The sequence below is a fragment of the Mesorhizobium koreense genome, from assembly GCF_031656215.1.
Classification (GTDB): domain Bacteria; phylum Pseudomonadota; class Alphaproteobacteria; order Rhizobiales; family Rhizobiaceae; genus Mesorhizobium_L; species Mesorhizobium_L koreense.
The window spans coordinates 1,860,960-1,883,490 of sequence record NZ_CP134228.1; the positions used below are offsets into that span (position 1 = coordinate 1,860,960).

23 protein-coding genes are annotated in these 22,531 nt (G+C 63.6%); 15 read left to right on the top strand and 8 right to left on the bottom strand.

Annotation, left to right across the window (positions count from 1 at the left end; genetic code table 11):
- Positions 1–366, bottom strand: coding sequence for a hydroxyisourate hydrolase (uraH, locus tag RBH77_RS08895; protein ID WP_311031762.1), 366 nt, complete (start codon positions 364–366; stop codon positions 1–3).
- A gap of 169 nt (positions 367–535) precedes the next feature.
- On the opposite strand from uraH, the gene puuE reads away from it, so the two are divergent.
- From puuE to RBH77_RS08915, 4 genes are read left to right on the top strand one after another with little or no spacing between them, the layout of a single operon-like run.
- Positions 536–1,999 carry an allantoinase PuuE gene (gene puuE, locus RBH77_RS08900; protein ID WP_311031763.1) on the top strand — a complete coding sequence of 488 codons (1,464 nt, stop codon included), beginning with the start codon at positions 536–538 and terminating at the stop codon, positions 1,997–1,999.
- A gap of 28 nt (positions 2,000–2,027) precedes the next feature.
- Complete coding sequence (locus RBH77_RS08905; protein WP_311031764.1) at positions 2,028–2,858, top strand: bifunctional allantoicase/(S)-ureidoglycine aminohydrolase; 831 nt, start codon at positions 2,028–2,030, stop codon at positions 2,856–2,858.
- On the top strand, positions 2,855–3,349 hold the full coding sequence (locus tag RBH77_RS08910) for an ureidoglycolate lyase (RefSeq protein WP_311031765.1): 495 nt from the start codon (positions 2,855–2,857) through the stop codon (positions 3,347–3,349). Before RBH77_RS08905 ends, RBH77_RS08910 begins: the two co-directional genes overlap by 4 nt.
- A gap of 10 nt (positions 3,350–3,359) precedes the next feature.
- Positions 3,360–3,953 (top strand): nucleoside deaminase, encoded by a 594-nt coding sequence (locus RBH77_RS08915; protein WP_311031766.1) that lies wholly within the window; start codon positions 3,360–3,362, stop codon positions 3,951–3,953.
- 12 nt (positions 3,954–3,965) lie between these two features.
- On the opposite strand, the gene RBH77_RS08920 is transcribed toward RBH77_RS08915, so the two are convergent.
- Positions 3,966–4,253: a type II toxin-antitoxin system RelE family toxin gene (locus tag RBH77_RS08920; protein WP_311031767.1), complete on the bottom strand. Its 288-nt coding sequence runs from the start codon at positions 4,251–4,253 to the stop codon at positions 3,966–3,968.
- Complete coding sequence (locus tag RBH77_RS08925; protein WP_442920462.1) at positions 4,243–4,431, bottom strand: type II toxin-antitoxin system Phd/YefM family antitoxin; 189 nt, start codon at positions 4,429–4,431, stop codon at positions 4,243–4,245. Before RBH77_RS08925 ends, RBH77_RS08920 begins: the two co-directional genes overlap by 11 nt.
- A 558-nt stretch (positions 4,432–4,989) precedes the next feature.
- Between RBH77_RS08925 and RBH77_RS08930 the strand changes: the two genes are divergently transcribed.
- Genes RBH77_RS08930 through RBH77_RS08945 form a run of 4 tightly spaced genes read left to right on the top strand, consistent with a single transcriptional unit; the run spans position 4,990 to position 10,056 of the window.
- Positions 4,990–6,576, top strand: coding sequence for an ABC transporter substrate-binding protein (locus RBH77_RS08930; RefSeq protein ID WP_311031769.1), 1,587 nt, complete (start codon positions 4,990–4,992; stop codon positions 6,574–6,576).
- 15 nt (positions 6,577–6,591) lie between these two features.
- Positions 6,592–7,551, top strand: a complete 960-nt coding sequence (locus tag RBH77_RS08935) for an ABC transporter permease (protein ID WP_311031770.1) — start codon at positions 6,592–6,594, stop codon at positions 7,549–7,551.
- A gap of 11 nt (positions 7,552–7,562) precedes the next feature.
- The gene (locus RBH77_RS08940; RefSeq protein WP_311031771.1) at positions 7,563–8,393 is read left to right on the top strand and encodes an ABC transporter permease; all 831 of its coding nucleotides are present in this window, start codon (positions 7,563–7,565) and stop codon (positions 8,391–8,393) included.
- Positions 8,386–10,056 (top strand): ABC transporter ATP-binding protein, encoded by a 1,671-nt coding sequence (locus RBH77_RS08945; protein WP_311031772.1) that lies wholly within the window; start codon positions 8,386–8,388, stop codon positions 10,054–10,056. The genes RBH77_RS08940 and RBH77_RS08945 overlap by 8 nt, the downstream gene beginning before the upstream one ends.
- 12 nt (positions 10,057–10,068) lie before the next feature.
- Here RBH77_RS08945 and RBH77_RS08950 read toward each other — a convergent pair whose 3' ends face one another.
- Positions 10,069–10,989, bottom strand: coding sequence for a LysR family transcriptional regulator (locus RBH77_RS08950; protein WP_311031773.1), 921 nt, complete (start codon positions 10,987–10,989; stop codon positions 10,069–10,071).
- A gap of 123 nt (positions 10,990–11,112) precedes the next feature.
- On the opposite strand from RBH77_RS08950, the gene RBH77_RS08955 reads away from it, so the two are divergent.
- The 3 genes from RBH77_RS08955 (at position 11,113) to RBH77_RS08965 (ending at position 15,170) form a co-directional block, all read left to right on the top strand.
- The gene (locus RBH77_RS08955) at positions 11,113–12,342 is read left to right on the top strand and encodes a urate hydroxylase PuuD (RefSeq protein WP_311031774.1); all 1,230 of its coding nucleotides are present in this window, start codon (positions 11,113–11,115) and stop codon (positions 12,340–12,342) included.
- Between the two features lies 1 nt (position 12,343).
- Positions 12,344–13,663, top strand: a complete 1,320-nt coding sequence (guaD, locus tag RBH77_RS08960) for a guanine deaminase (RefSeq protein ID WP_311031775.1) — start codon at positions 12,344–12,346, stop codon at positions 13,661–13,663.
- 244 nt (positions 13,664–13,907) lie between these two features.
- Complete coding sequence (locus RBH77_RS08965; protein ID WP_311031776.1) at positions 13,908–15,170, top strand: glycerate kinase type-2 family protein; 1,263 nt, start codon at positions 13,908–13,910, stop codon at positions 15,168–15,170.
- 234 nt (positions 15,171–15,404) lie between these two features.
- On the opposite strand, the gene RBH77_RS08970 is transcribed toward RBH77_RS08965, so the two are convergent.
- The 3 genes from RBH77_RS08970 to RBH77_RS08980 all read right to left on the bottom strand — a co-directional run bounded on the left by RBH77_RS08970 (position 15,405) and on the right by RBH77_RS08980 (position 18,176).
- Complete coding sequence (locus tag RBH77_RS08970; RefSeq protein ID WP_311031777.1) at positions 15,405–16,067, bottom strand: UdgX family uracil-DNA binding protein; 663 nt, start codon at positions 16,065–16,067, stop codon at positions 15,405–15,407.
- Between the two features lie 62 nt (positions 16,068–16,129).
- On the bottom strand, positions 16,130–17,104 hold the full coding sequence (locus RBH77_RS08975; RefSeq protein WP_311031778.1) for a WD40 repeat domain-containing protein: 975 nt from the start codon (positions 17,102–17,104) through the stop codon (positions 16,130–16,132).
- Positions 17,105–17,111: 7 nt separating this feature from the next.
- Positions 17,112–18,176 (bottom strand): CobW family GTP-binding protein, encoded by a 1,065-nt coding sequence (locus RBH77_RS08980; RefSeq protein WP_311031779.1) that lies wholly within the window; start codon positions 18,174–18,176, stop codon positions 17,112–17,114.
- A 198-nt stretch (positions 18,177–18,374) separates the two neighbouring features.
- Here RBH77_RS08980 and RBH77_RS08985 point away from each other — a divergent pair, with 198 nt between their 5' ends.
- From RBH77_RS08985 to RBH77_RS09000, 4 genes are all read left to right on the top strand, one after another.
- Complete coding sequence (locus tag RBH77_RS08985; protein WP_311031781.1) at positions 18,375–18,860, top strand: MarR family winged helix-turn-helix transcriptional regulator; 486 nt, start codon at positions 18,375–18,377, stop codon at positions 18,858–18,860.
- Positions 18,861–18,967: 107 nt separating this feature from the next.
- Positions 18,968–19,987: a LacI family DNA-binding transcriptional regulator gene (locus tag RBH77_RS08990; RefSeq protein WP_311032479.1), complete on the top strand. Its 1,020-nt coding sequence runs from the start codon at positions 18,968–18,970 to the stop codon at positions 19,985–19,987.
- Between the two features lie 18 nt (positions 19,988–20,005).
- Positions 20,006–20,980 (top strand): 2-hydroxyacid dehydrogenase, encoded by a 975-nt coding sequence (locus RBH77_RS08995; RefSeq protein ID WP_311031782.1) that lies wholly within the window; start codon positions 20,006–20,008, stop codon positions 20,978–20,980.
- A gap of 82 nt (positions 20,981–21,062) precedes the next feature.
- A complete protein-coding gene (locus RBH77_RS09000) occupies positions 21,063–21,479 on the top strand; it encodes a hypothetical protein (protein WP_311031783.1) in 417 nt (138 codons plus the stop codon).
- Between the two features lie 16 nt (positions 21,480–21,495).
- Here RBH77_RS09000 and RBH77_RS09005 read toward each other — a convergent pair whose 3' ends face one another.
- Positions 21,496–22,269 carry a gamma-glutamyl-gamma-aminobutyrate hydrolase family protein gene (locus RBH77_RS09005; RefSeq protein WP_311031784.1) on the bottom strand — a complete coding sequence of 258 codons (774 nt, stop codon included), beginning with the start codon at positions 22,267–22,269 and terminating at the stop codon, positions 21,496–21,498.
- Positions 22,270–22,531 lie beyond the last annotated feature (262 nt).

Here is a 22,531-nt window from a genome sequence, read left to right on the forward strand (position 1 = left end):
TCAGCTCCCCCGATAGGTCGAATAGCCGAAGGGTGATAAAAGCAGCGGCACATGATAGTGGCCGGAGCCGGCCATGCCGAAGCGGATGGGTATCGTGTCGAGGAAGGGCGGCTCGGCAAGCGCCAGTCCGGTCTTCCGAAGATAGTTTCCGGCGGCAAAGACCAGCTCGTACTCACCGGCGCGAAATGCATCGCCTTCGAGAAGCGGCTTATCGCAGCGGCCGTCCGCATTGGTGACGGCGGACGCAAGCTCGGTGCGGCGCTCGCCTTCGATGCGGTAGAGCGTCACCGGCAGGCCCGCGGCGGGTTTGCCCAGCGCCGTATCGAGCACATGCGTGGTCAGCCTGCCCGCACCGGCATTCGCCATGGCCTTTCTTCTCCCATTAAGTCCAGCGGCTTTCTTGCCGTCGATTGTGGATCACGATAGGCCAATGCATAGACGCTGGCGAAGAGGGCGGCCACAAAAAGACTTTCAAATTTTTCGAGGGAATGAACCCGTTCTCCTTTCGATTATCGTGCAGGAAAGAGGTGAGGTGATGGCCGAACAGAAGAAAAGCGGCGGCCCGGCGCGCTATATGCGCGACATGCGCGGCTACGGGGCCAATCCGCCCGACGCCAAATGGCCGGGCGGCGCGCATATCGCCGTCCAGTTCGTGCTGAATTACGAGGAGGGTGGCGAGAACTGCGTGCTGCACGGCGATGCCGCCTCGGAGGCTTTCCTTTCGGAGATCGTCGGCGCGGCGCAATGGCCGGGCCAGCGCCACTGGAACATGGAATCCATCTACGAATATGGTGCCCGCGCCGCCTTCTGGCGATTGCACCGGCTGTTCACCGGGGCCGAGGTGCCGGTCACTGTCTATGGCGTCGCGACCGCGCTCGCGCGTTCGCCCAACCAGTTGGCGGCGATGCAGGAGGCCGGCTGGGAGATCGCCTCGCACGGCAATAAATGGGTCGAGTTCAAGGATGTGGCGCCGGAGGTGGAGCGCGCCGACATCGCCAGGGCGGTGCGGCTGCACACGGAAGTGACCGGCGAGCGGCCGCTCGGCTATTATTACGGCCGCTGCTCGGTGAACACGGTGCGGCTCGCCGCCGAAGAGGGCGGCTTCGAATATGTCTCCGACACCTATGACGACGACCTGCCCTACTGGCTCGACCATGACGGGCACGGAAATCCGATCCCGCCGCAGCTCGTCATCCCCTACACGCTCGACGCCAACGACATGCGGTTCGCCACGCCGCAGGGCTTCAATTCAGGCGACCAGTTTTTCAGCTACCTGAAGGACGCGTTCGACACGCTCTATGCCGAGGGCAAGGCCGGCCGGCCGAAGATGATGAATATCGGCCTGCACAACCGCCTGATCGGCAGGCCGGGGCGCGTGGCGGCGCTGAAGCGCTTCGTCGACTACGTCAAGGGCCACGACAAGGTGTGGCTGGCGCGGCGCATCGATATTGCCCGCCACTGGCACGAGCATCATCCCTATCAAGCGCCGAAGCTCAGGCCTTCGCGCATGGCGCTGCCGGAATTCGTCGAGCGGTTCGGCGGTATTTTCGAGCACTCGTCCTGGGTCGCCGAGCGCGCCTACCAGTTGGAACTCGGCTTCTCGCATGACAGCGCGGTTGGCCTCCACAACGCGCTCTGCCGCGTGTTCCGCGCCGCGAGCGATGAGGAGCGGCTTGGCGTGCTCACCGCGCACCCCGACCTTGCCGGCAAGCTGGCGCGAGCCAGGCGGCTAACGGAAGCATCGACCGGCGAGCAGGCCTCCGCCGGTCTCGACGCGCTGACCGACGAGGAGCGCCGGAAATTCACCGAGCTCAACGAGGCCTATGGCAAGAAGTTCGGCTTCCCCTTCATCATCGCGGTGCGCGGGCTGGCCAAGGCCGACATATTGGCAGCGTTCGAGACTCGGCTGGAGAACGATCGCGAGGAAGAATTCGCAACCGCCTGCCGGCAGGTCGAGCGCATCGCGCTTTTGAGATTGAAGGATTTGCTGCCCGTATGAGCGAACTTACCTGCAAGAGGGATATTGCATGACCGGCCGTTCCTACTACGCGCCCAGGGGCGGGCTGCCGCCGCAGACCCAGCTCCTGACCGACCGCGCCGTCTTCACCGAGGCCTATGCGGTGATCCCGAAGGGCACGATGCGCGACATCGTCACCAGCCCGCTGCCTTTCTGGGAGAAGACGCGGGCGTGGATCATCGCGCGGCCGCTTTCGGGCTTTGCCGAGACTTTCTCGCAATACATCATGGAAGTGGCGCCGGGCGGCGGCAGCGACAGGCCGGAACTCGATCCGGAAGCGGAAGGCGTATTCTTCGTGGTCGAGGGCGCGTTGACGGTTTCGGTCGGCGGCACGAAGCATGTGATGAAGCCCGGTGGTTATGCCTACCTGCCGCCGTCGAGCGGCTGGGCGGTGCGCAACGAAGGTGGGGCGCCCGCGCGCTTCCACTGGATCCGCAAGGCCTATGAGAAGGTCGAGGGCATCGACGCGCCGGAACCGATCTTCGCGAACGAGGCCGACATCGAACCTTCGCCTATGCCGGATACGGAGGGAAGGTGGGCGACGACGCGCTTCGTCGATCCGGCCGACATGCGTCACGACATGCACGTCACCATCGTCACGCTGAAGCCGGGCGCGGTGATCCCGTTCCCGGAAACGCATGTCATGGAGCACGGGCTCTACGTGCTGGAAGGCAAGGCGGTCTACCGGCTGAACCAGGATTGGGTAGAGGTCGAGGCCGGCGACTATATGTGGCTGCGCGCGTTTTGCCCGCAGGCTTGCTATGCCGGCGGACCAGGCGATTTCCGCTACCTCCTCTACAAGGACATGAACCGACACGCGAAGCTCAAGGGGGCAACGTGACCCGCATCGTCACCGCCGAACCGCTCACCCGCGAGGCTTTCGCCCCCTTCGGCGATGTCATCGAGATGGACGGCGCGGAACATTTTCCGATCAACGGCGGCAGGTGCGAGCGCTATCATGACCTCGCCAGGGTGGAGACGACCGGTCCGAACGCACGGGTGATCGTCAATCTCTTTCGCGGGCAGCCATACGCCACCCCGCTGAAAGTCGGCATGGTGGAGCGGCATCCTTTCGGCAGCCAGGCCTTCATCCCGCTCTCGCCTCGGCCCTTCCTTGTGGTGGTGTGTCCGGATGACGGCAATCGCCCCGGCGAGCCGCGTGCCTTCCTCACGCGGCCCGGGCAGGGTGTGAATTATCCACGCGGCCGCTGGCACGGCGTTTTGACGCCGCTCAACGAGCCTCAGGATTTCGTCGTGGTCGATCGCGGTGGCGACGGCTCGAATGTCGAGGAATTCTTCTTCGACGAGCCGTGGAAAGTACGTCTGCCATGAAAGGTAAGCGATGACTGACGTTTCTCTCATCGACCGGCTGCTGGACGTCATCGAGCACGACATCCTGCCGAAGACGGCCGCCGGCGTCGCCGAGGGCAACAAATTGTTCGGCGCCGCGATCCTGAGGAAGAAGGACCGCAAGCTGGTGCTCGCCGAAACCAACAACGAGACTGAAAACCCGCTCTGGCATGGCGAGGTTCATGCGCTGAAGCGTTTCTACGAGATGCCGAAGGCGTCGCGGCCGGAGACGAAGGACTGCATCTTCCTCGCCACGCACGAGCCCTGCTCGCTCTGCCTCTCTGCGATCACCTGGACCGGCTTCGACAATTTCTATTATCTCTTCAGCCACGAAGATTCGCGCGACAGCTTCGCCATCCCGCACGATCTGAAGATATTGAAGGAAGTCTTCACGCTCGATCCGGGCGGCTACAATGCCGAGAACGCCTACTGGAAGAGTTACGCGCTGCCGAAGCTGGTGAAGGCGATGCCGGAGCGGGAGCGCGCAAGGCTTGAAGCCCGCATCCGCGCCATTTCCGGGCGTTACGACGCGCTTTCCAGTGAGTATCAGGAAGGCAAGGCGGACAACGATATTCCGCTGAACTGACCGGCTGATTGATCAACGAGAGCGGCGGGAAGCCGTCTTGTAGATTTCAGCCTGCTCGCGCCTCCCGACCGTAATCACCAGCACGATGATTTCCTTCTCGATTACCTCGTAGACGAGGCGGTAGCCAACGCTGCGGAGCTTTATCTTGTAGCGATTGGTAGAGCCGTGGAGCCGAGCTGAGGGGGCATGCGGGTTTTCGCAGCGTTCCGCCAGCTTCTTGCGGAATTGCTCGCGTGTATTGGGATCGAGCTTCCTCCATTCCTTGAGCGCCGGCTCAAGGAATTCGAGTTCATAGCTCATCCAGTTTCACGCGGATACGCCGTTCTCCCTTCCGGGCATCGGCAATGGCGGTCAGTTCGATGTCTTCCAGTCGGTCGAGCATCGCCTCGAAGGCCTTGGCCGGCACGCAATAGAAAGCCGGTTCGTTGCGGTTGAGGATCGCCACCGGAAAACCTTCGCCGGCTGCGACGGTTCCCATGGGGTTTCTTTTCAACTCGGAAACGCTTGCGGTAGTTTCCGCAAGTATGGTGTTTGGCATGGTTCATCCTCGAATTAATCGCACCTTAAATAGCACTCTGAATAGGTCTCTTCAAGCTCGCGACATGAACCCTTCCGCTATCACCCGCTTGTGGAATCTTCGGAAGATATCAAAGTGTATTCGTAAAATGTAAAGCAGATTGCACCCCGAGTGGTGATAATGGGAGCGGTGAAGGCACGTGAAGCCGGTGGGGAGATCATGCTATCGCGTGAACGGGAATCCCGGCGCGATCGCGTGGCGCGCGGAAGGCGCTTCTCCTGTTGACCGCCGCTTGACCGCGGCGAAGAGGGGTCGCAGAGTAGGGCAAGGGAACGGCGCGCTTCAACGGTAAGCGTCACGCCATCTGGGAGGTGTATGAAAACCGACGGCTTGGTCCAGTCAGGGCGCATCATTTACGCCACCCCATGTCGCATTCAAGCTTGTTGGCGGGCTGGGATTCCCGTCAATATTGCGTCAACAAAGCAAACAAAAACGACAAATCCAGAGTGAGGAGCATCCATGTCCAGCGAACTTGAGTATCTCAGCCATCGTGTTGCGGCCGGCCGGCTGACCCGCCGCGATTTCCTTGGCCGCGCCGCCGCGCTCGGCGTCGCGGCGACTGTCGCAAACTCCATGCTGGCGAATGCCGTCATGGCGGCCGAACCGGTCAAGGGCGGCACGCTGAAGGCCGGCCTGCAAGGCGGCGAGTCAACCAATGTCCTCGATCCGGCGCTGAACCTCAGCCAGGTCAATTTCAGTTTCGGCAAGTGCTGGGGAGAATTGCTGGTCGAATTGAAGCCGGATGGCGGCCTCGAGCAGCGCATCGCCGAATCGATCGAATCGGCGCCGGACGCCAAGACCTGGACCATGAAGATCCGCAAGGGCATCGAGTTCCATAACGGCAAGACGGTTACCGCGGCCGACGTCGTCGCCACGCTCGAGCGCCACGGCGACAAGAAGTCGAAATCGGCGGCCCTCGGCATCCTGCAGGGCATCGACACGATGAAGGTGAACGGCGACGAGGTCGTCATCACCTTGAAGGACGCCAATGCCGACTTCCCCTACCTGATGGCGGACTATCACCTTGTCATCCAGCCGAACGGCGGCAAGGACGATCCGAATGCCGGCATCAGCGCCGGCCCCTACAAGGTCACCGCCAACGAGCCGGGCGTGCGCTACGGCGGCGAGAAGTTCAAGAATTACTGGCAGGGCGACAAGCTCGGCCATGCGGACCAGGTGGAGATCGTCGTTATCAACGATGCCACCGCGCGCACCGCCGCGCTGCAGAGCGGCCAAGTGCAGATGATCAACCGCGTCGAGCCGAAGATCGTCGATCTCGTCAAGCGCATTCCCGGCGTGACGATCCGCAACGTGGCGGGCAAGGGCTTTTATCCCTTCAACATGTTCTGCGACACCGCGCCCTTCGACAGCAACGATCTCAGGATGGCGCTGAAGCTCGCCATGGACCGCGACGAGATGCTGGAGAAGATCCTGCGCGGCTATGGTTCCGTCGGCAACGATTTCCCCATCAACGAGGCCTACCCGCTCTTCACCGCGCTCGAGCAGAGGAAGTTCGACCCCGAGAAAGCGGCGGAATATTACAAGAAGTCCGGCCATTCCGGCTCCATCCTCCTGCGCACCTCCGACGTCGCCTTCCCCGGCGCTGTCGATGCCGCCGCGCTCTACCAGCAGAGCTGCGCCAAGGCCGGCATCAAGATCGAGATCAAGCGCGAGCCGGGCGACGGCTATTGGTCTCAGGTGTGGAACAAGCAGCCCTTTTCGCTTTCCTATTGGGGCGGGCGCGCGACCCAGGACCAGATGTATTCGACGGCCTACATCTCCAGCGCGGACTGGAACGACACGCGCTGGAAGCGTCCGGAGTTCGACAAGATGGTCATCGCTGCGCGCGGCGAACTCGACCAGGAAAAGCGCAAGAAGATGTATGCCGACATGGGCATGATGATGCGCGACGAAGGCGGCCTGATCGTCCCCTTCTTCAACCAGTACATCGACGCCACCGGCAAGAATGTCGAGGGTTGGGTGAACAACCCGTCTCAGGAGATGTGCAACGGCTACGCGCTGTCCCTGTGCTGGGTCGCGGCCTAGACGGGCCGCGAACCCATGGGGGCATCCCTTGTCAAGCTCGTCGGTAAGCGGATCGGGCTGAGCATTATCTTGCTCTTCGCGGTCTCGGTGCTGATCTTCGTCGGCACCCAGATCCTGCCCGGCGACGTCGCCCAGTCGATCCTCGGCCAGGCGGCGACGCCGGAGGCGGTCGCCAATCTCAGGGCCCAACTCGGGCTCAACGATCCCGCCTATGTCCGCTATTTCCGGTGGCTTTTCGGTCTGCTGACCGGCGATCTGGGCAATGCGCTCTCGAGCGGGCTCCCGATCGGACCGGCGATCGCGGAACGGCTCTCCAACACGCTGTTCCTTGCCTTCTGGGCGGCGGCAGTGTCGGTGCCGCTGGCCATCCTCCTCGGGCTCATCGCGGTGCGCCACAGGAACGGCTTCGTCGACAAGCTGATTTCGGCATCCACTCTGGCGGCGGTCTCGCTGCCGGAGTTCTTCATCGGCTATCTCCTGATCTACTTCGTCGCGGTGAAGCTCGGCTGGTTCACGAGCGTCTCGACGGTCTTCGACGGCATGCCGTTCCTCAAACGCATGTCGGCGATCGCGCTGCCCGCCACGACGCTGACGCTGGTCGTGCTCGCCCAGATGATGCGCATGACGCGTGCGGCGATCCTGAACGTCATGCAATCGGCCTATGTGGAGACGGCGGAACTCAAGGGCCTGTCGCGGTCGGAGATTATCTGGCGGCACGCCTTTCCCAACGCAGTGGCGCCGATCATCAATGTCGTGATGCTGAACCTCGCCTATCTGGTCGTCGGCGTGGTCGTCATCGAAGTGATCTTCGTCTATCCCGGCATGGGGCAATATCTGGTGGATCACGTCGCCAAGCGCGACGTGCCGGTTGTCCAGGATTGCGGGCTTATCTTCGCCGCCGTCTATATCGGCCTCAACATGCTGGCGGATATATTCTCGATCCTGTCCAACCCGCGCCTCAGGCATCCGAAATAGGGGAACGGCGGATGCTGAACATAAAGCGAATCCCGATCAGCGCGCTCATCGGCATATTGGTGACGCTGCTGTTCGTGCTGGCAGCGATCTTCACGCCCTGGATCGCGCCATATTCGAACACGGAGATCGTCGGCGACGTTTGGGCGCCGGCTTCGGCCGCACACTGGCTTGGGACCGACAATCTCGGCCGCGACCTGCTGACCCGGCTGCTGTATGGCGCGCGCATCACGCTGTTCATTGCTTTCCTGGCGACGGCGCTGTCATTCACGCTCGGCGCCAGCCTTGGCTTTTCCGCGGCCGTGATCGGCGGCTGGTTCGACGAGTTGCTGTCGCGTTTCGTCGACCTCTTCATGTCGATCCCGACGCTGATCTTCGCGCTCGTCGTTCTCTCGGTGCTTCCGTCGACGACGCTGACGCTCATCCTCGTCATGGGTATCCTCGATTCCACCCGCGTCTTCCGGATTTCCCGCGCCGTCGCCGTCGATATCAACGTCATGGATTTCGTCGAGGCGGCCAAGTTGCGCGGCGAGGGCCGGCTGTGGATCATCTTCCGGGAAATCCTGCCCAATGCACTTTCGCCGTTGGTGGCGGAACTCGGGCTGCGTTTCATCTTCGCCATCCTGTTCCTGTCGGCTCTTTCCTTCCTCGGTCTCGGCGTACAGCCGCCGGAATCGGATTGGGGCGGCATGGTCAAGGACAACAAGGACGGCATCGTGTTCGGCATACCGGCGGCGCTTTTGCCGGCGGCGGCGATCTCCGTCCTCGCCATCTCGGTCAATCTTGTGGCGGACTGGATCCTCAACCGCACCACCGACCTCAAGGGAGGGCGCGGCAATGGCTAGGCAAGCGAAAAACGCGGCCGACCGAACGTCCGATACGCTCCTCGATATCCGCAATCTCAGGATCGAGGCGACGGTCTATCCGCCCGGCGAGGCCCCGAGGGACGTCGTCATCGTCGACGACGTCTCGGTGAAGCTGGAGCGTGGAAAAGTGCTCGGCCTCATTGGCGAATCCGGCGCCGGAAAATCCACCATCGGCCTTTCCTCCATGGGATACGGGCGGGGCGGCGTGCGCATTACCGGCGGCGAGGTGATCCTCAACGGCCGCGATATATTGAAGGGCGGGGAGAGGGGCTTCCGCAAGCTGCGCGGCAAGGAGGTCTGCTATGTCGCCCAGTCGGCGGCGGCGGCCTTCAACCCGGCGCACAAATTGATGCGGCAGGTGGTCGAAGCGTCGCTGAAGCACGGCGTCTCCTCCCGCGCGGAGGCGGAAAAGCGGGCGATCGCGCTCTTCAGGGAGGTCAGCCTGCCCGACCCCGAGCATATCGGGGAGCGTTATCCGCACCAGGTTTCGGGCGGTCAGTTGCAGCGCGTGATGACGGCGATGGCGCTCTGCTCCAAGCCGGACCTCATCGTCTTCGACGAGCCGACCACCGCGCTCGACGTGACGACGCAGATCGACGTTCTGGCAGCGATCAAAAAAGCCATTCGCGACACCGGCGTCGCGGCGCTCTACATCACCCACGACCTTGCGGTCGTGGCGCAGGTCGCTGACGACATCATGGTGCTGCGCCACGGCAAGAAGATCGAGAAGGGCGACACGCACCAGATCATCAAGGAGCCCAGGCAGGAATACACCAACGCGCTCGTTTCGGTGCATTCCATCCCGCATGAGGAAAAGAAGCCGGCCGGCGATCCGATCCTGTCGGTCAGGAACATCACCGCAGCCTACGGGGGCGGCAAGGTCAAGGTGTTGAAGGACGTCTCCGTCGATATCCATCCCGGCCAGACGCTTGCCGTCGTCGGCGAATCCGGTTCGGGCAAGTCGACGCTGGCGCGCGCGATTACCGGCCTCTTGCCGCCGATGCTGGGAAGCATCGAATTTTCCGGCCGTGTCCTGCCGCCCAGGCTCGCCAACCGTACCAAGAACGATTTGCGCGAATTGCAGATGATCTACCAGATGGCCGACGTGGCGATGAATCCGCGCCAGACCGTCGGTACGATCATCGGCCGGCCGATCGAGTTCTATTTCGGCAAGCGCGGGCGCGAGCGCGACCGGATGGTCGCCGAATTGCTGGACAAGATCGAGATGGGGACTGGCTTCGCCGACCGCTATCCGGCCGAGCTTTCGGGCGGGCAGAAGCAGCGCGTCTGCATCGCGCGCGCGCTCGCGGCGAAGCCCAGCCTTATCATCTGCGACGAGGTGACGAGCGCGCTCGATCCTCTGGTGGCCAACGGCATATTGAAGCTCCTGCTCAATCTCCAGAAGGAAGAAAAGGTCGCCTATCTCTTTATCACGCACGATCTGGCGACGGTGAAATCCATCGCGGATTCCATCGCCGTCATGTATCAGGGCTCGGTCGTGCGCTACGGCTCCAAGAGCGAGGTGCTCAAGCCACCCTTCGACGCCTATACCGACCTTTTGCTTTCCTCCGTGCCGGAGATGGAACTCGGCTGGCTGGAGAAGGCGATGGCCGGCCGGCGCATGGAGGCAGCGGGAAACTGAACGGCGCGAAGCCTACTTCCCGCCCAGCGCCTCGCGGATCATGCGTTGGCAGCGCTCGGCCATGAAATCGAGCAGGAGCCGCACCTTTGGGTCCTGGAATTTGCGGTGCGGGAAGACGGCGGCGAGTTGGATGGGAACCGGCGGCGTGTCGGGAAGGATCACCTTCAACCGGCCGTCGCGGATATAGGGTTCTACCTCGAAACGCGGCTTGTTGATAATGCCGTGGCCGGCGATCGCCCAGTTGGTCAACACGTCGCCGTCGTCGGAATCATACGGCCCCTTGACCTCCAATTTTTTCGGTCCCTCCGGCGTCGCCAGATACCACTGGAATTCGCGCGCGCCGGGATAGCGCAGGATCAGGCAGTCGTGCCGGTCGCTGACGAGATCCTGCGGCGCCTTCGGCTCACCGCGCCGATCGAGATAGGCCGGCGCGGCCACAAGCACGCGCTGGCATTCCATGATGCCGCGCATGCGCAGGCTGGAATCTTCCAATATGCCGAGATGGAAGGCGACGTCGATGCCCTCGCGCATCATGTCGACCTCGTGGTCGGAGAGCCTCAGCCGCACCTCGATGTCGGGATAGCGCTGATGGAATTCCGGGATGCCCGACGCGATCAGCCGGCGGCCGAGCCCGAGCGGCGCGGTGACGCGGATCGTCCCGCGCGGTTGGCCGGAAAGCGCGCTCACCGCGGCTTCCGCCTCGGCGACGGCCTGCAAGACGGTGACGGCATGTTCGTAGAAGACGCGGCCGTGCTCGGTGGGCATCAATTGCCGCGTCGTGCGGTTGAAAAGCCGCACGCCGAGATGCTTTTCGAGCTCCTTGATGCGGTTCGACGCCACCGCCGGCGAAATGCGCATATCGCGCCCCGCCGCGGAAAGGTTGCCCAGTTCCACCACCCGGACGAATACGGCTATATTGTCGAGATACGCCACGCGCTTTCCGTCCCCTGCCGGTACAGGGTAGTATTTTCCAGATTTTTTTGAAAGTCATCGCGCAACGCACCTCTTCCGGTTTGAAGCGCCAGCCGCAATGATCGGGGAAAGGGGAAATCTACGATGAACGACTATGCGGTTTTGTGGGAGTGGCTGGCCTTCGGCGTGCGCTGGCTGCACGTGATCACCGGCATCGCCTGGATCGGCTCTTCCTTCTATTTCATCGCACTTGATCTCGGCCTCAAGCAGCGCCCGGGCCTGCCCGCCGGCGCCTATGGCGAGGAGTGGCAGGTGCATGGCGGCGGCTTCTATCATGTCCAGAAATACCTGGTCGCGCCGGCAGCCATGCCGGAGCATCTCACCTGGTTCAAATGGGAAGCCTATTCGACATGGCTTACCGGCTTCGCCATGCTGTGCATCGTCTATTATGCCGGTGCGCACCTCTTCCTGATCGACCCCAACGTGCTCGACGTTTCGGCGCCGGTCGCGATCGGCATCTCCATCGCCTCGATCGCGCTCGGCTGGATCGTCTACGACCTCATCTGCAAATCGCCGCTCGGCCACAACGACACCGCGCTGATGATCGTGCTCTTTGTCGTGCTGGTCTTCATGGCGTGGGGCTATACGCACCTCTTCACCGGCCGTGCCGCGCTGCTGCACCTTGGCGCATTCACGGCGACCATCATGTCGGCCAACGTGTTCTTCATCATCATTCCGAACCAGAAGATCGTCGTCGCCGACCTGATCGCCGGCCGCAAGCCCGATCCGAAATACGGCCGCATCGCCAAGACGCGCTCGCTGCACAACAATTATCTGACGCTGCCGGTGATCTTCCTGATGTTGTCAAACCATTACCCGCTGGCTTTCGCCACGCGCTATAACTGGATCATCGCGCTTCTGGTGTTCCTGATCGGCGTTCTCATCCGGCATTTCTTCAACACGCTGCACGCGCATAAGGGCCGGCCGAACTGGACATGGCTCCTGGCCGGCATCCTTTTCATCCTCATCATGTGGCTTTCGACGGCGCCGAGCGTGCTGGGCGGCAATGGCGACAAGGTCTCCGCCGCAGCTGAGCCCTATATGGCGTCGGCCCAGTTCGCCCATGTGCGCGACACGGTCATGGGTCGCTGTTCCATGTGCCACGCGCAGGAGCCCTCCTATGAAGGCATCTACGAGGCGCCGAAAGGCGTAATGCTCGACACCGACGCGCGCATCGCCGAACATGCCCGCGAGATCTATCTTCAAGCCGGGCGCAGCATCGCCATGCCGCCCGGCGGGAACGTGACACAGATCACGCCCGAGGAGCGGAAAAGCATCGTCGCGTGGTTCGAGCAGGTGAGCGCCGCTAACTGACATGGCCAACGAGACCATCATTCGCGGGCGCCTGCTCGCCTTCCTGCGCGAGCCGCGAGGCGTCGACGACAAGGCATCCTATCTTTACGAAGAGGACGGCGCGCTACTCGTCCGCGCCGGCAAGATTACCGCGCGTGGCGACTACGTCTCGGTGAGCAGGAAGGCGGGGGAGGGCGCCGCCGTCATCGACCACCGGCCGCATCTTCTTCTCCCCGGCTTTATCGATGCACATGTGCACTACCCCCAGATGCAGGTCATCGCGTCCTACGGCGCCGAACTGCTCGAATGGCTGAACGAATACACCTTCCCCGAGGAGGCGCGTTTCCGCGACGCCCAGCATGGAAGGCGCATCTCCCGGCTGTTTCTCGATGAACTGATCCGCCACGGCACGACGACGGCGGCAGTCTATTGTTCGGTGCACAAATCTTCCGCCGAAGCCTTCTTCGCCGAGGCGCATGAACGCGACATGCTGATGATCGCCGGCAAGGTGATGATGGACCGCAATGCGCCGGACGGCGTCACCGACACGCCGCAGTCGGGCTACGACGACACGAAGGCGCTGATCGAGGAATGGCACGGCAAGGGGCGCCAGAATTATGCGATCACTCCGCGCTTCGCCATCACGTCTTCGCCGGAGCAGATGGAGATGGCCGAGGCGCTGGTGCGCGAATTCCCCGATTGCCACATGCAGACGCATCTGTCGGAGAACCATGACGAGATCGCGTTCACGCAGGAGCTTTATCCCTGGTCGAAGGATTACACCGAAATCTACGACCATTACGGCCTGCTGGGGAAAAAGAGCCTGTTTGGCCATTGCATCCATCTGTCGGAGCGCGAGGCCGACGCCTTGTCCGAATCCGGCTCCGTCGCCGTCTTCTGCCCGACCTCCAACCTTTTCCTAGGTTCAGGTCTTTTCGACTACCAGCGCTACCGCAAACGGGATAAGCCGCTCCGCATCGCGTCGGCGACCGATGTCGGCGGCGGCACCAACTATTCGATGCTGAGGACGATGGACGAGGGCTACAAGGTGGTCGCGCTGAACGGCGAGAAGCTGAACCCGCTCGCCTCCTTCTGGCAGATCACGCGTGGCAACGCCGAGGCGCTGTCGATCGGCGACCGCGTCGGCTCGCTGGAGATCGGCGGCGACGCGGACATCGTGGTGCTTAATTCGAGCGCGACGCCCGCGATGAGGCTCAGGATGGAACGGACCGGGACCTTGACCGAAGAGCTTTTCCTCTTGCAGACGCTTGGCGACGACCGCGCGGCGGTCGAGGTCTATGTCGCGGGCAGGGCGGCGAAGAGCGCGTTGGGCGAGGAATGAGGGAGGGATGGTTCTGAAAAACTTGGGCCCCTTCGCACCCCTCTGTCCTGCCGGACATCTCCCCCTCAAGGAGGGAGATTGGCAGCGGCACCGCCCGGCGCTATCTCGGAATCGTTGCAGAATTAGAGCCGGCCCGGGCGGCCGGCGTGATCTCCCCCCTTGAGGGGGAGATGTCCGGCAGGACAGAGGGGGGTGCGAGAGGGCACCTGTGTAGACGTTTTACAAGCATTCCGCCGATTGCCGCATGATCCTCGCCCCCAGACCCTTCCTGACCTCGCTCTTCAACGCCGCCGTCTCGGCCGCCGATCCGGAGCGGACGATCCGCGCGTATCTGCCGGCGAAGCCAAAGGGCCGTACGATCGTTGTCGGCGCAGGCAAGGGTTCCGCGCAGATGGCGCGGGCGCTGGAAAAGGCCTGGGACGGACCGCTCGACGGCGTCGTGGTCACGCGCTACGGCTATGCCGCGCCTTGCGAGCGGATCGAGGTGCTGGAAGCGGCGCATCCGGTGCCGGACGAAGCCGGATTGAAAGCCGCGCGGCGGCTGCTGGACCAGGTTTCTGGCCTCACTGAAGACGATCTCGTCATTGCGCTGATTTCCGGCGGTGGCTCGGCGCTTCTGCCCGCGCCGGCCGGTGACCTCACGCTTGCCGACGAGATCGCGGTGAACAAGGCGCTGCTTGCCTCCGGCGCGCCCATTTCGGCGATGAACACGCTGCGCAAGCATATTTCCGCCATCAAGGGCGGGCGGCTCGCGGTGGCCGCCTATCCGGCGAAGGTGGTTTCGCTCGTTGTCTCGGATATCCCGGGCGACAATCCGGCATTCGTCGCCTCCGGCCCGACCGTGCCCGATCGCGCCTCGCGGCAGGATGCGCTGGCGATCGTCGAAGCCTATCGGCTCGACCTGCCGGCGCCCGTCATGGCGCATCTCAATTCTCCATCCGCCGATGCACCGAAGTCGGACGATCGGCGCTTCGCCGGCAACGAGGTGCACATCATCGCGTCGGCCGCCGTATCACTGGAAGCCGCCGCCGCCGAGGCGAAGCGGCAGGGGGTCGAAGCCGTGATCCTGTCCGACGCCATCGAGGGCGAGGCGCGGGAGGTGGGCGGCGTGCATGCGGCGATCGCGCGCGAAGTGGCGCTGCGTGACCGGCCCTTCCGCAAGCCGGTGGTGATCCTCTCCGGCGGCGAGACGACGGTAACGATCCGTGGCAAGGGCAAGGGCGGGCGCAACAGCGAGTTCCTGCTCGCCTTCGCGCTCGGTATCGACGGGGCAGATGGTATCCACGCGCTTGCCGCCGATACGGACGGGATCGACGGCTCGGAGGACAATGCCGGAGCATTCTGCGACGGCGCGACTGCCGCGCGGCTGAGGGAAACCGGGGTCGATGGCCGCGCCTTTCTTGCCAACAACGACGCGTGGAGTGCTTTCGGCGCGATCGGCGATCTGTTCGTACCGGGACCGACGGGAACGAATGTGAATGATTTTCGGGCTGTGTTGGTGCGGTGACCGGCGTTTCGGTGCGTCCTTCGAGGCTCGCTCCGCTCGCACCTCAGGATGAGGGAGGTTTGTGTTGGTCGCCGAAGTTCTGGTAGCTTGGAACACACTGTTATGCCGGATGCCGCATCTCAGGGATTAGGCCGAGTGTAAAAGCCCCCCTCATCCTGAGGTGCGAGCGGAGCGAGCCTCGAAGGACGCACCGAAACACCAATCAGCGGACCAGCGTCGCAGGCCTCATCAGCTTCACATCCCCGCCAGTTTCTTCACCTTCCTCATGTCGTCGAGAAATCTCCGCCGCTCCGCCTGTTTGGCGACTTCATCCGGGATGCGCAAGAGATAGGAGGGGTGGACAGTGACGAAGATTTTCAGCCCGTCTTCCCGCTCCACCGTCGTGCCGCGCAGCTTGGTCACCGGTATGGCCCTGCCGAGCAGGGACTGGGCCGCTGTCGCGCCGAGCGCCACTGCGAGTTCGGGCTTGATCAGCTTCAGCTCGCTGTGGAGCCACCAGTGACAGGCCTGGATTTCACCGGCATTCGGCTTGGAATGGATGCGCTTCCTGCCGCGCGGCTCGAACTTGAAATGCTTGACCGCGTTGGTGACATAGGTCTTCTTCCGGTCGAAGTCGGCATCTTCCAGAACGGCGTCGAACATTTTGCCCGCCGGCCCGACGAAAGGCTTGCCGGCCAGATCCTCCTGATCGCCCGGCTGCTCGCCGACGAAGACCACCGTGGCGCTCCCCGGTCCTTCGCCAAAAACGGTCTGGGTGGCGTATTCCCACAGATGGCAGCGCCGGCAGGTTGCGGCTGCCTCGCGCGCCTCTCGCAGGCTCTGCGGCGCGTCCGCATTGCTGGCCGCTTCGGCGAAAAGATCGGCCTGTATCTTCCCTCGTGGAGAGGCGGCGTTCATCGGAGGCTCGTCGAAAATGCGTACATGCCTGCCGAACGGCGGGGGATGCTTCCGGGTTCCGCCTAGGCGCCGATGTCTATAACCCCGCAATCGCCGGCGTCGCTGCCGAAGACGAGGCGCTTGCCGTCGCTGTCCCAGGCCATCGAGGTGACGGCGCCCTTGCCGGGGCGGCGGAGCAGCACTTCTTTCTGGTCGGTGATGCGGGCGACAAGCACCATGCCGTCCTGATAACCGATGGCGACGATCTCCTCGGCCGGGTGGCAGGCGACGTTCGTCACCATCGTGTCGCCCCGCGTGCCGAGTTCGGTGGGCGCCTTGCCCATCGGACCGTCCTTGCCGGTGAAGGGCCAGACGATGGCCGCCGACGCGCCTGAGGTCGCCAGCCAGCGCCCTTTCGGCGACCAGGAGAAGCTCTTGATCTTTGCCGGATAGCCGGCCATGCGCATGTGCCTGCCGTCGACGAGCCGCCAGCCGTGGAGCGCATTCTCCTGCATGGTGGTGACGAGGTAACTGCCGTCCGGCGAGAAGGTGATGCCGGTATGGGCGCCGGCCCATTCCAGTTCGACGGGCTTGCCCTCAGTGGCGGGGAAGGTGAGCGTCGCGCCGTTGTAGCGCGCTATGCCGAGCCGCATGCCCTTCGGCGCGAAGGCCAGCCCCTCGACCGAGCGCGGGCATTCGAAGGCGCGGGTCTTGCCGTCACCGAGGCGGACGATCGCCGTGCGGCCGGTGGCGTAGGCGACCGCGCCCTGCGGACCGGCGGCGATGCTCGTGATCCATTTGCGGCCGGCTTCGGCAAGGATTTTCACCGTGCCGTCCGCCGAGAGTTCGGCGACCTTGCCGTCTTCGCCGCCGGTGAGAAGCGTGCCGTTGTCGAGGGACGGCACGGCGCAGAGCAGGCCATCATGGACTTCCGCCGTTTTGTGGCCGTGGTCGAGGCGGTGGACGGTGCCGTCGGCGAGCGCGAAATGCGGGACGCCACGAATAAAGGCGGCGGTCACGCAATGGCCGTCGAGGTCGAGCGGGGCGACGGTGGGCATCAGGCGATCAGGCCGCCATGCACGCTTCGAAGCTCTTTGTCAGCCGCTCGGCGTCGAGCTCACGGCCGATGAAGACAAGCCGGCTTTCGTGCTTCTCGCTGTCCTTCCACGGGCGCTGGTGGTCGCCCTCGATGATCATGTGCACGCCTTGCAGCACGTAGCGGTCGGGATCGTCCTTGAAGGCGATGATGCCCTTGAGGCGAAGGATGTTCGGGCCTTCGAGCTGCGTCACCTTCTGGATCCAGGGGAAGAATTTCCGTGAGTCCATCTCGCCGCCTCTGAGCGACACCGACTGCACCGTCACGTCGTGGATGTCCGACAGCTCGCCGTCATGGTGATGGTGGTGGTGATGATCGTGGCCGTCATGATCGTGATGATGGTCATGATCGTGGTCGTGCCCGTCATGGTCATGTTCGTCCGCGTCGAGGAAGTGAGGATCGTTCTCCAGCGCTCGGTCGAGGTCGAAGGCGCCGCGGTCGAGCACTTCAGAAAGGTCGATGCCGGCGCGGGTCGTGCGATGGATGCGCGCCGACGGGTTGATGGCACGGATCGTCGCTTCGACGTGTTCAAGTTCCTCCTCGCTGACGAGATCGGTCTTGTTAAGCAGGACCACGTCGGCAAAGGCGATCTGGTCTTCCGCCTCGCGACTGTCCTTAAGCCTGAGCGGCAGATGCTTGGCGTCGACCAGCGCCACCACGGCGTCGAGCCTGGTCTTTGCGCGTACGTCGTCGTCCATGAAGAAGGTCTGCGCAACCGGCACGGGATCGGCAAGCCCGGTCGTCTCGACCAGGATCGCGTCGAAACGGCCCGGTCGCCGCATCAGCCCCTCGACGACGCGGATCAGGTCGCCGCGCACCGTGCAGCAGACGCAGCCATTGTTCATCTCGTAGATTTCCTCGTCGGATTCCACGATCAGGTCGTTGTCGATGCCGATCTCGCCGAACTCGTTGACGATGATGGCGTAGCGCTTGCCGTGGTCCTCCGAAAGGATGCGGTTCAAAAGCGTCGTCTTGCCGGACCCGAGGTAACCGGTCAGCACGGTTACCGGGATCTGCGCCTGGGTGTCGGTCATGGTATTCCTCTTTCGGATGCGCGTTTCATATAGGACGGCGGCTTCCCGATTGCACGCCCCTTGATTGTCATCCGGCTGTCACATGGGTCTGCAATGAAAGCACATCCGTTGCCGGCAAAATGTCGCCAGCGGCATGACGGTTGCGAAAGTTTCGGCTGCCGCTAAGTTTCGTATCCGGACGGCCGGAGAGGAAAAGCCATGGCCAGGGGCAACAGGGTCGCGACGATGAATCTGCTGCAATCGGCCGCGCGGCTTTCGCGCACCGCTCTGGCGTCACGGCTGAACGGCCAAGGCCTCTATCCCGGGCAGGACCAGATCGTGCTGGCGTTGGCCGAAGAGGACGGGCAGACGCCCGGCCAGCTCGCGCTCCGCCTGGGCGTCAGGCCGCCCACCATCACCAAGACCCTCAACCGGCTGCAGGGCCAGGGCTTCCTTGCCAAACAGGCTTCCGAGCAGGACGGGCGGCAGGCGCATGTATTCCTGACGGAAAGCGGGCGCGATGCCATCAAGGCGATCGAGAAATCCGTGCGCAAGACGCAGAAACTCGCGCTGAAGGGCCTCGACAAGAAGGAGCAGAAGACGCTCGCCAAGCTTCTCCGGCGTATCGAGGCAAACCTGTCGGATGCCGAGTATATCGAGGCGGACGAGGGAACCGAGGAAGAGACGCCGGCCGCCGCCGAATAGCCTCCTTCCGCGTAACGCCGCTGCAGCCGAAAAAGCTTTGATCCGGCCATCTTTCGATGGCATAAGCAGCTTTAAACTGTTTAAGGCTCGCTTGCCGGGAGAGGGTTCTGGCCCAGAAGATCAAGCTGTCCACGATCGCCGATGCGCTGAAGGTATCGACGGCCACGGTGTCGCTGGCGCTCCGCGATTCGCCGCTCGTCGCCGACAAGACGCGCGAGCGCATCAAGGAGCACGCGCGCGCCATCGGCTATATCTACAACCGCCGCGCGGCGAGCCTTCGGACGTCCCGCTCGGGTATCGTCGGCGTCGTCGTGCACGACATCATGAACCCGTTCTACGCCGAGATCCTGCGTTCGATCGAATCCGAGCTCGATCGCGGCCGCCAGACCTTCCTGCTCTGCAACCATTACGACGATCTGGAAAAGCAGCGCACCTTCATCGACACGCTGCTTCAGCTCGGCGCCGACGGCGTCATCATGTCGGCGGCGATCGGCACGCCGAAGGAGGACATCGCGCTGGCCGAGGAGAACGGTCTGCCGGCGGTGCTGATCGCCCGCAGCGTGACGGGCGCGGATGTGCCCGTCTTTCGCGGCGACGATGCCTACGGGATCGGCCTTGCCACCAACCATCTGATCTCGCTGGGACACAGCCGCATCGCCATGATCGGCGGCACGGACAACACTTCTACCGGGCGCGACCGCTATCGCGGCTACGTGATCGCCATGAAAAAGGCCGGCATGGAACTGAAGTCCGAATGGCGGCTGTCCGGCCCGCGTACCAAGCAGTCGGGCTTCGAGGCGGCGCAACAATTCCTGGCCTTGAAGGACAAACCGACGGCCGCCGTCTGCTGGAACGACCTCGTCGCGATCGGACTGATGAACGGCATCGCGCGCGCGGGCATGGTGACGGGCGTGGATATCTCGGTCACCGGCTATGACGATTTGGAAGAGGCGGCAATCGCCACTCCTGCGCTGACGACCGTCTGGAATGGGCAGCGCGAAGTCGGGCGCCGCGCCGCGCGGGCTCTGCTCGATCGCCTGAGCGGTATTGAAGTCCATGGCGGGCAGGAACTCATCCGACCGGAACTGCATGTTCGTCAGTCCACCGGCCGACCGAAAGAAAGATGAAGAAGTGAGAGAGACGGAATGAAAGCTTTGGGTGAAATCGGCGTGCTTGTGCCGGGCCCCCTCAACGAGCATGCGCGTCAGCGTATAGGCGATACGTTTGCGATGGAGCACATACCGACCGGCGACGCGACGCTGGTCACGCCCGCGATGGCGGCAAGCGTGCGCGGCATCGCCTCGATGGCTCCGGTCAGAGCCCCGCTGATCGACGCGCTGCCGAAGCTCGAGATCATCGCCAATTTCGGCGTCGGCTATGACGCGGTGGATTCTGCCCATGCTGCAGCGAAGGGCATCATGGTCACCAACACGCCCGACGTGTTGACCGAAGAGGTCGCCGACACGGCGCTCGGCCTCCTTATCAACGCGGCGCGCGAACTGCCCAGCGCGGAAAAATGGCTGCGCGAAGGGCGCTGGCCGAAGGAAGGCTCCTATCCGCTGACCCGCGCGACCTTGCGGGGGCGCCACGCCGGCATTTTCGGGCTGGGCCGCATCGGCAAGGCGATCGCGGTCAGGCTCGAAGTGCTCGGCATGCCGGTTGCCTATCACAACAGGAATCCGGTCGAGGGCTCGCCTTATACCTACTATCCAAGCCTCGTCGAACTGGCGAAGGCCGTCGATACGCTCATTTGCGTGGCCCCCGGCGGCAAGGGCACCGAAAAGGCCGTCAACGCCGAAGTGCTCAAGGCGCTCGGCCCGAACGGCGTGTTCGTCAATGTCGGGCGCGGCAGTTCTGTGGACGAGGACGCGCTTGCCGCGGCGCTCGAAAGCGGCACCATCCACGCGGCCGGCCTCGACGTCTTCGCCGACGAGCCGAACGTGCCGCGACGGCTCCTCGATGCGCCCAACACCTGCCTCCTGCCGCATGTCGGCTCCGCCAGTGTGTACACGCGGGACGCGATGGCCGATCTGCAGGTCGATAATCTGGCCTCCTGGTTTTCCGAAGGAAAGGCGATCACGCCGGTATCGGAGACGCGGCACCTCCAGCCCAAATCTTAGGATTTCTTAACGCCCGTTTAAGGCTTGTTCCCCATTCTCCCGGTGAAAGGCGGCATTTTCGCCGTGGCCGGGGGGCCAGCATATGAATTTGTTATCCATCGGGTTGGTGGCCGGGCTGGCCGCGACGCTCGGCGTGGCGGCGCTGAAAAAGCCTGTGACGGCGATCGACGAGGCGCCGGCAAAGAGCGTCGAGACAGAGGCTCTCCTGAAGCCGGATACGGTCTTCCGGCTGGAGAACGCCGGCGGCCAGATGAGCTGCATCGTGCGCAAGGGGCGGAAGCTTTCCGACGGTCGTTCACTTATCGAGCCGGGGCCGCGCTGCGCCGCGATCTTCGCGCCGCTCGGCGATGCGGCCGTGTGGCGCGAGGGGGATGACGGGACGGTCGACTTCATCGGCAGGGGCGGACGGACGCTGGTCCGGTTCGCGCAGGCCGACGGGGCCGGCTACGAATCCATCCGCCCGCGCTCCAGGATCCTGTCGCTCATCGCAGAACGATAGACCGCCGCAAGCGATCCTATTCCGCCGCCTGTCGCACCGTCGTCCGCGCGGCGGCATGCGCGCGCACTGCATCGCCGAAGGCTTCGAAGATACGGCGCGAGGCGTCATCCTTGTGCGCCCAATATTCGGGATGCCACTGTACGCCGACGGCAAAGGCCGGGGCGCCCCTGACCGACACGGCTTCGACCGTGCCGTCCTCGGCGACGGCCTCGACATCTAGCCTGGGGCCAAGCCGGTCTACTCCCTGGCGGTGCAGCGAATTCACCTGGACCTCGCCCGCGCCGAAGATGCCGGCGAGGCAGCTTCCCGGCCGGATGGAGACCTTCTGGCGGATGGCGAAGCGCTCGTCCTGGCTGGCGCTTGCCGGCGCGCGGTGGTCGATCGCGCCCTCGCGCTCCTGTATCTCCGTCGCCAGCGTGCCGCCCAGCGCCACGTTCATCTCCTGTATGCCGCGGCAGATGGCAAGCAGCGGAACGCCTCGCGCCACCGCCTTGCGGATAAGTGGCAGCGTCGTCGCGTCACGGCCCGGATCGTAGGGGCCGTCTGCCTCCGTCGCCTCGCGGCCATAGAGCGAGGGATGCACATTGGATTTCGATCCGGTGACCATGACACCGTCCACTGCGGCGAGAAGAGCCTCCAGATCGAGCCGCTCACCGAAGGAAGGGACGAGGACGGGTAGCACGCCGGAGGCGGATATGGCCGCTTCCAGATACTGCTCAGGCGCCGCATGCCAGACGTAATTCTCGAACGCCCTGACATCGGTGGAGACGGCAACCAGCGGCTGGTTCATCGAAATCCTCGGAGAGCTGTTCCGGCAAGGCCGGCAGCAAAGAGATAATATTATTTGCCGGGATTTCCAATCGTGGCCAGGGCCTAACCTCGCGACGCCATTTCTTGATCCGCTTTTCTTCGACGCTCGCCTCGCCGATATCTGAACCGGCATGACGCGCGTCGGGTTGGCCGGCGAAAACGTGGATGGGATCAAGCCTGCCGGCCTCCGGAAGCCGCTAGCTTCCGCGCTTCCCGCATTTTTCTTCTCTCCTTTTATCCAT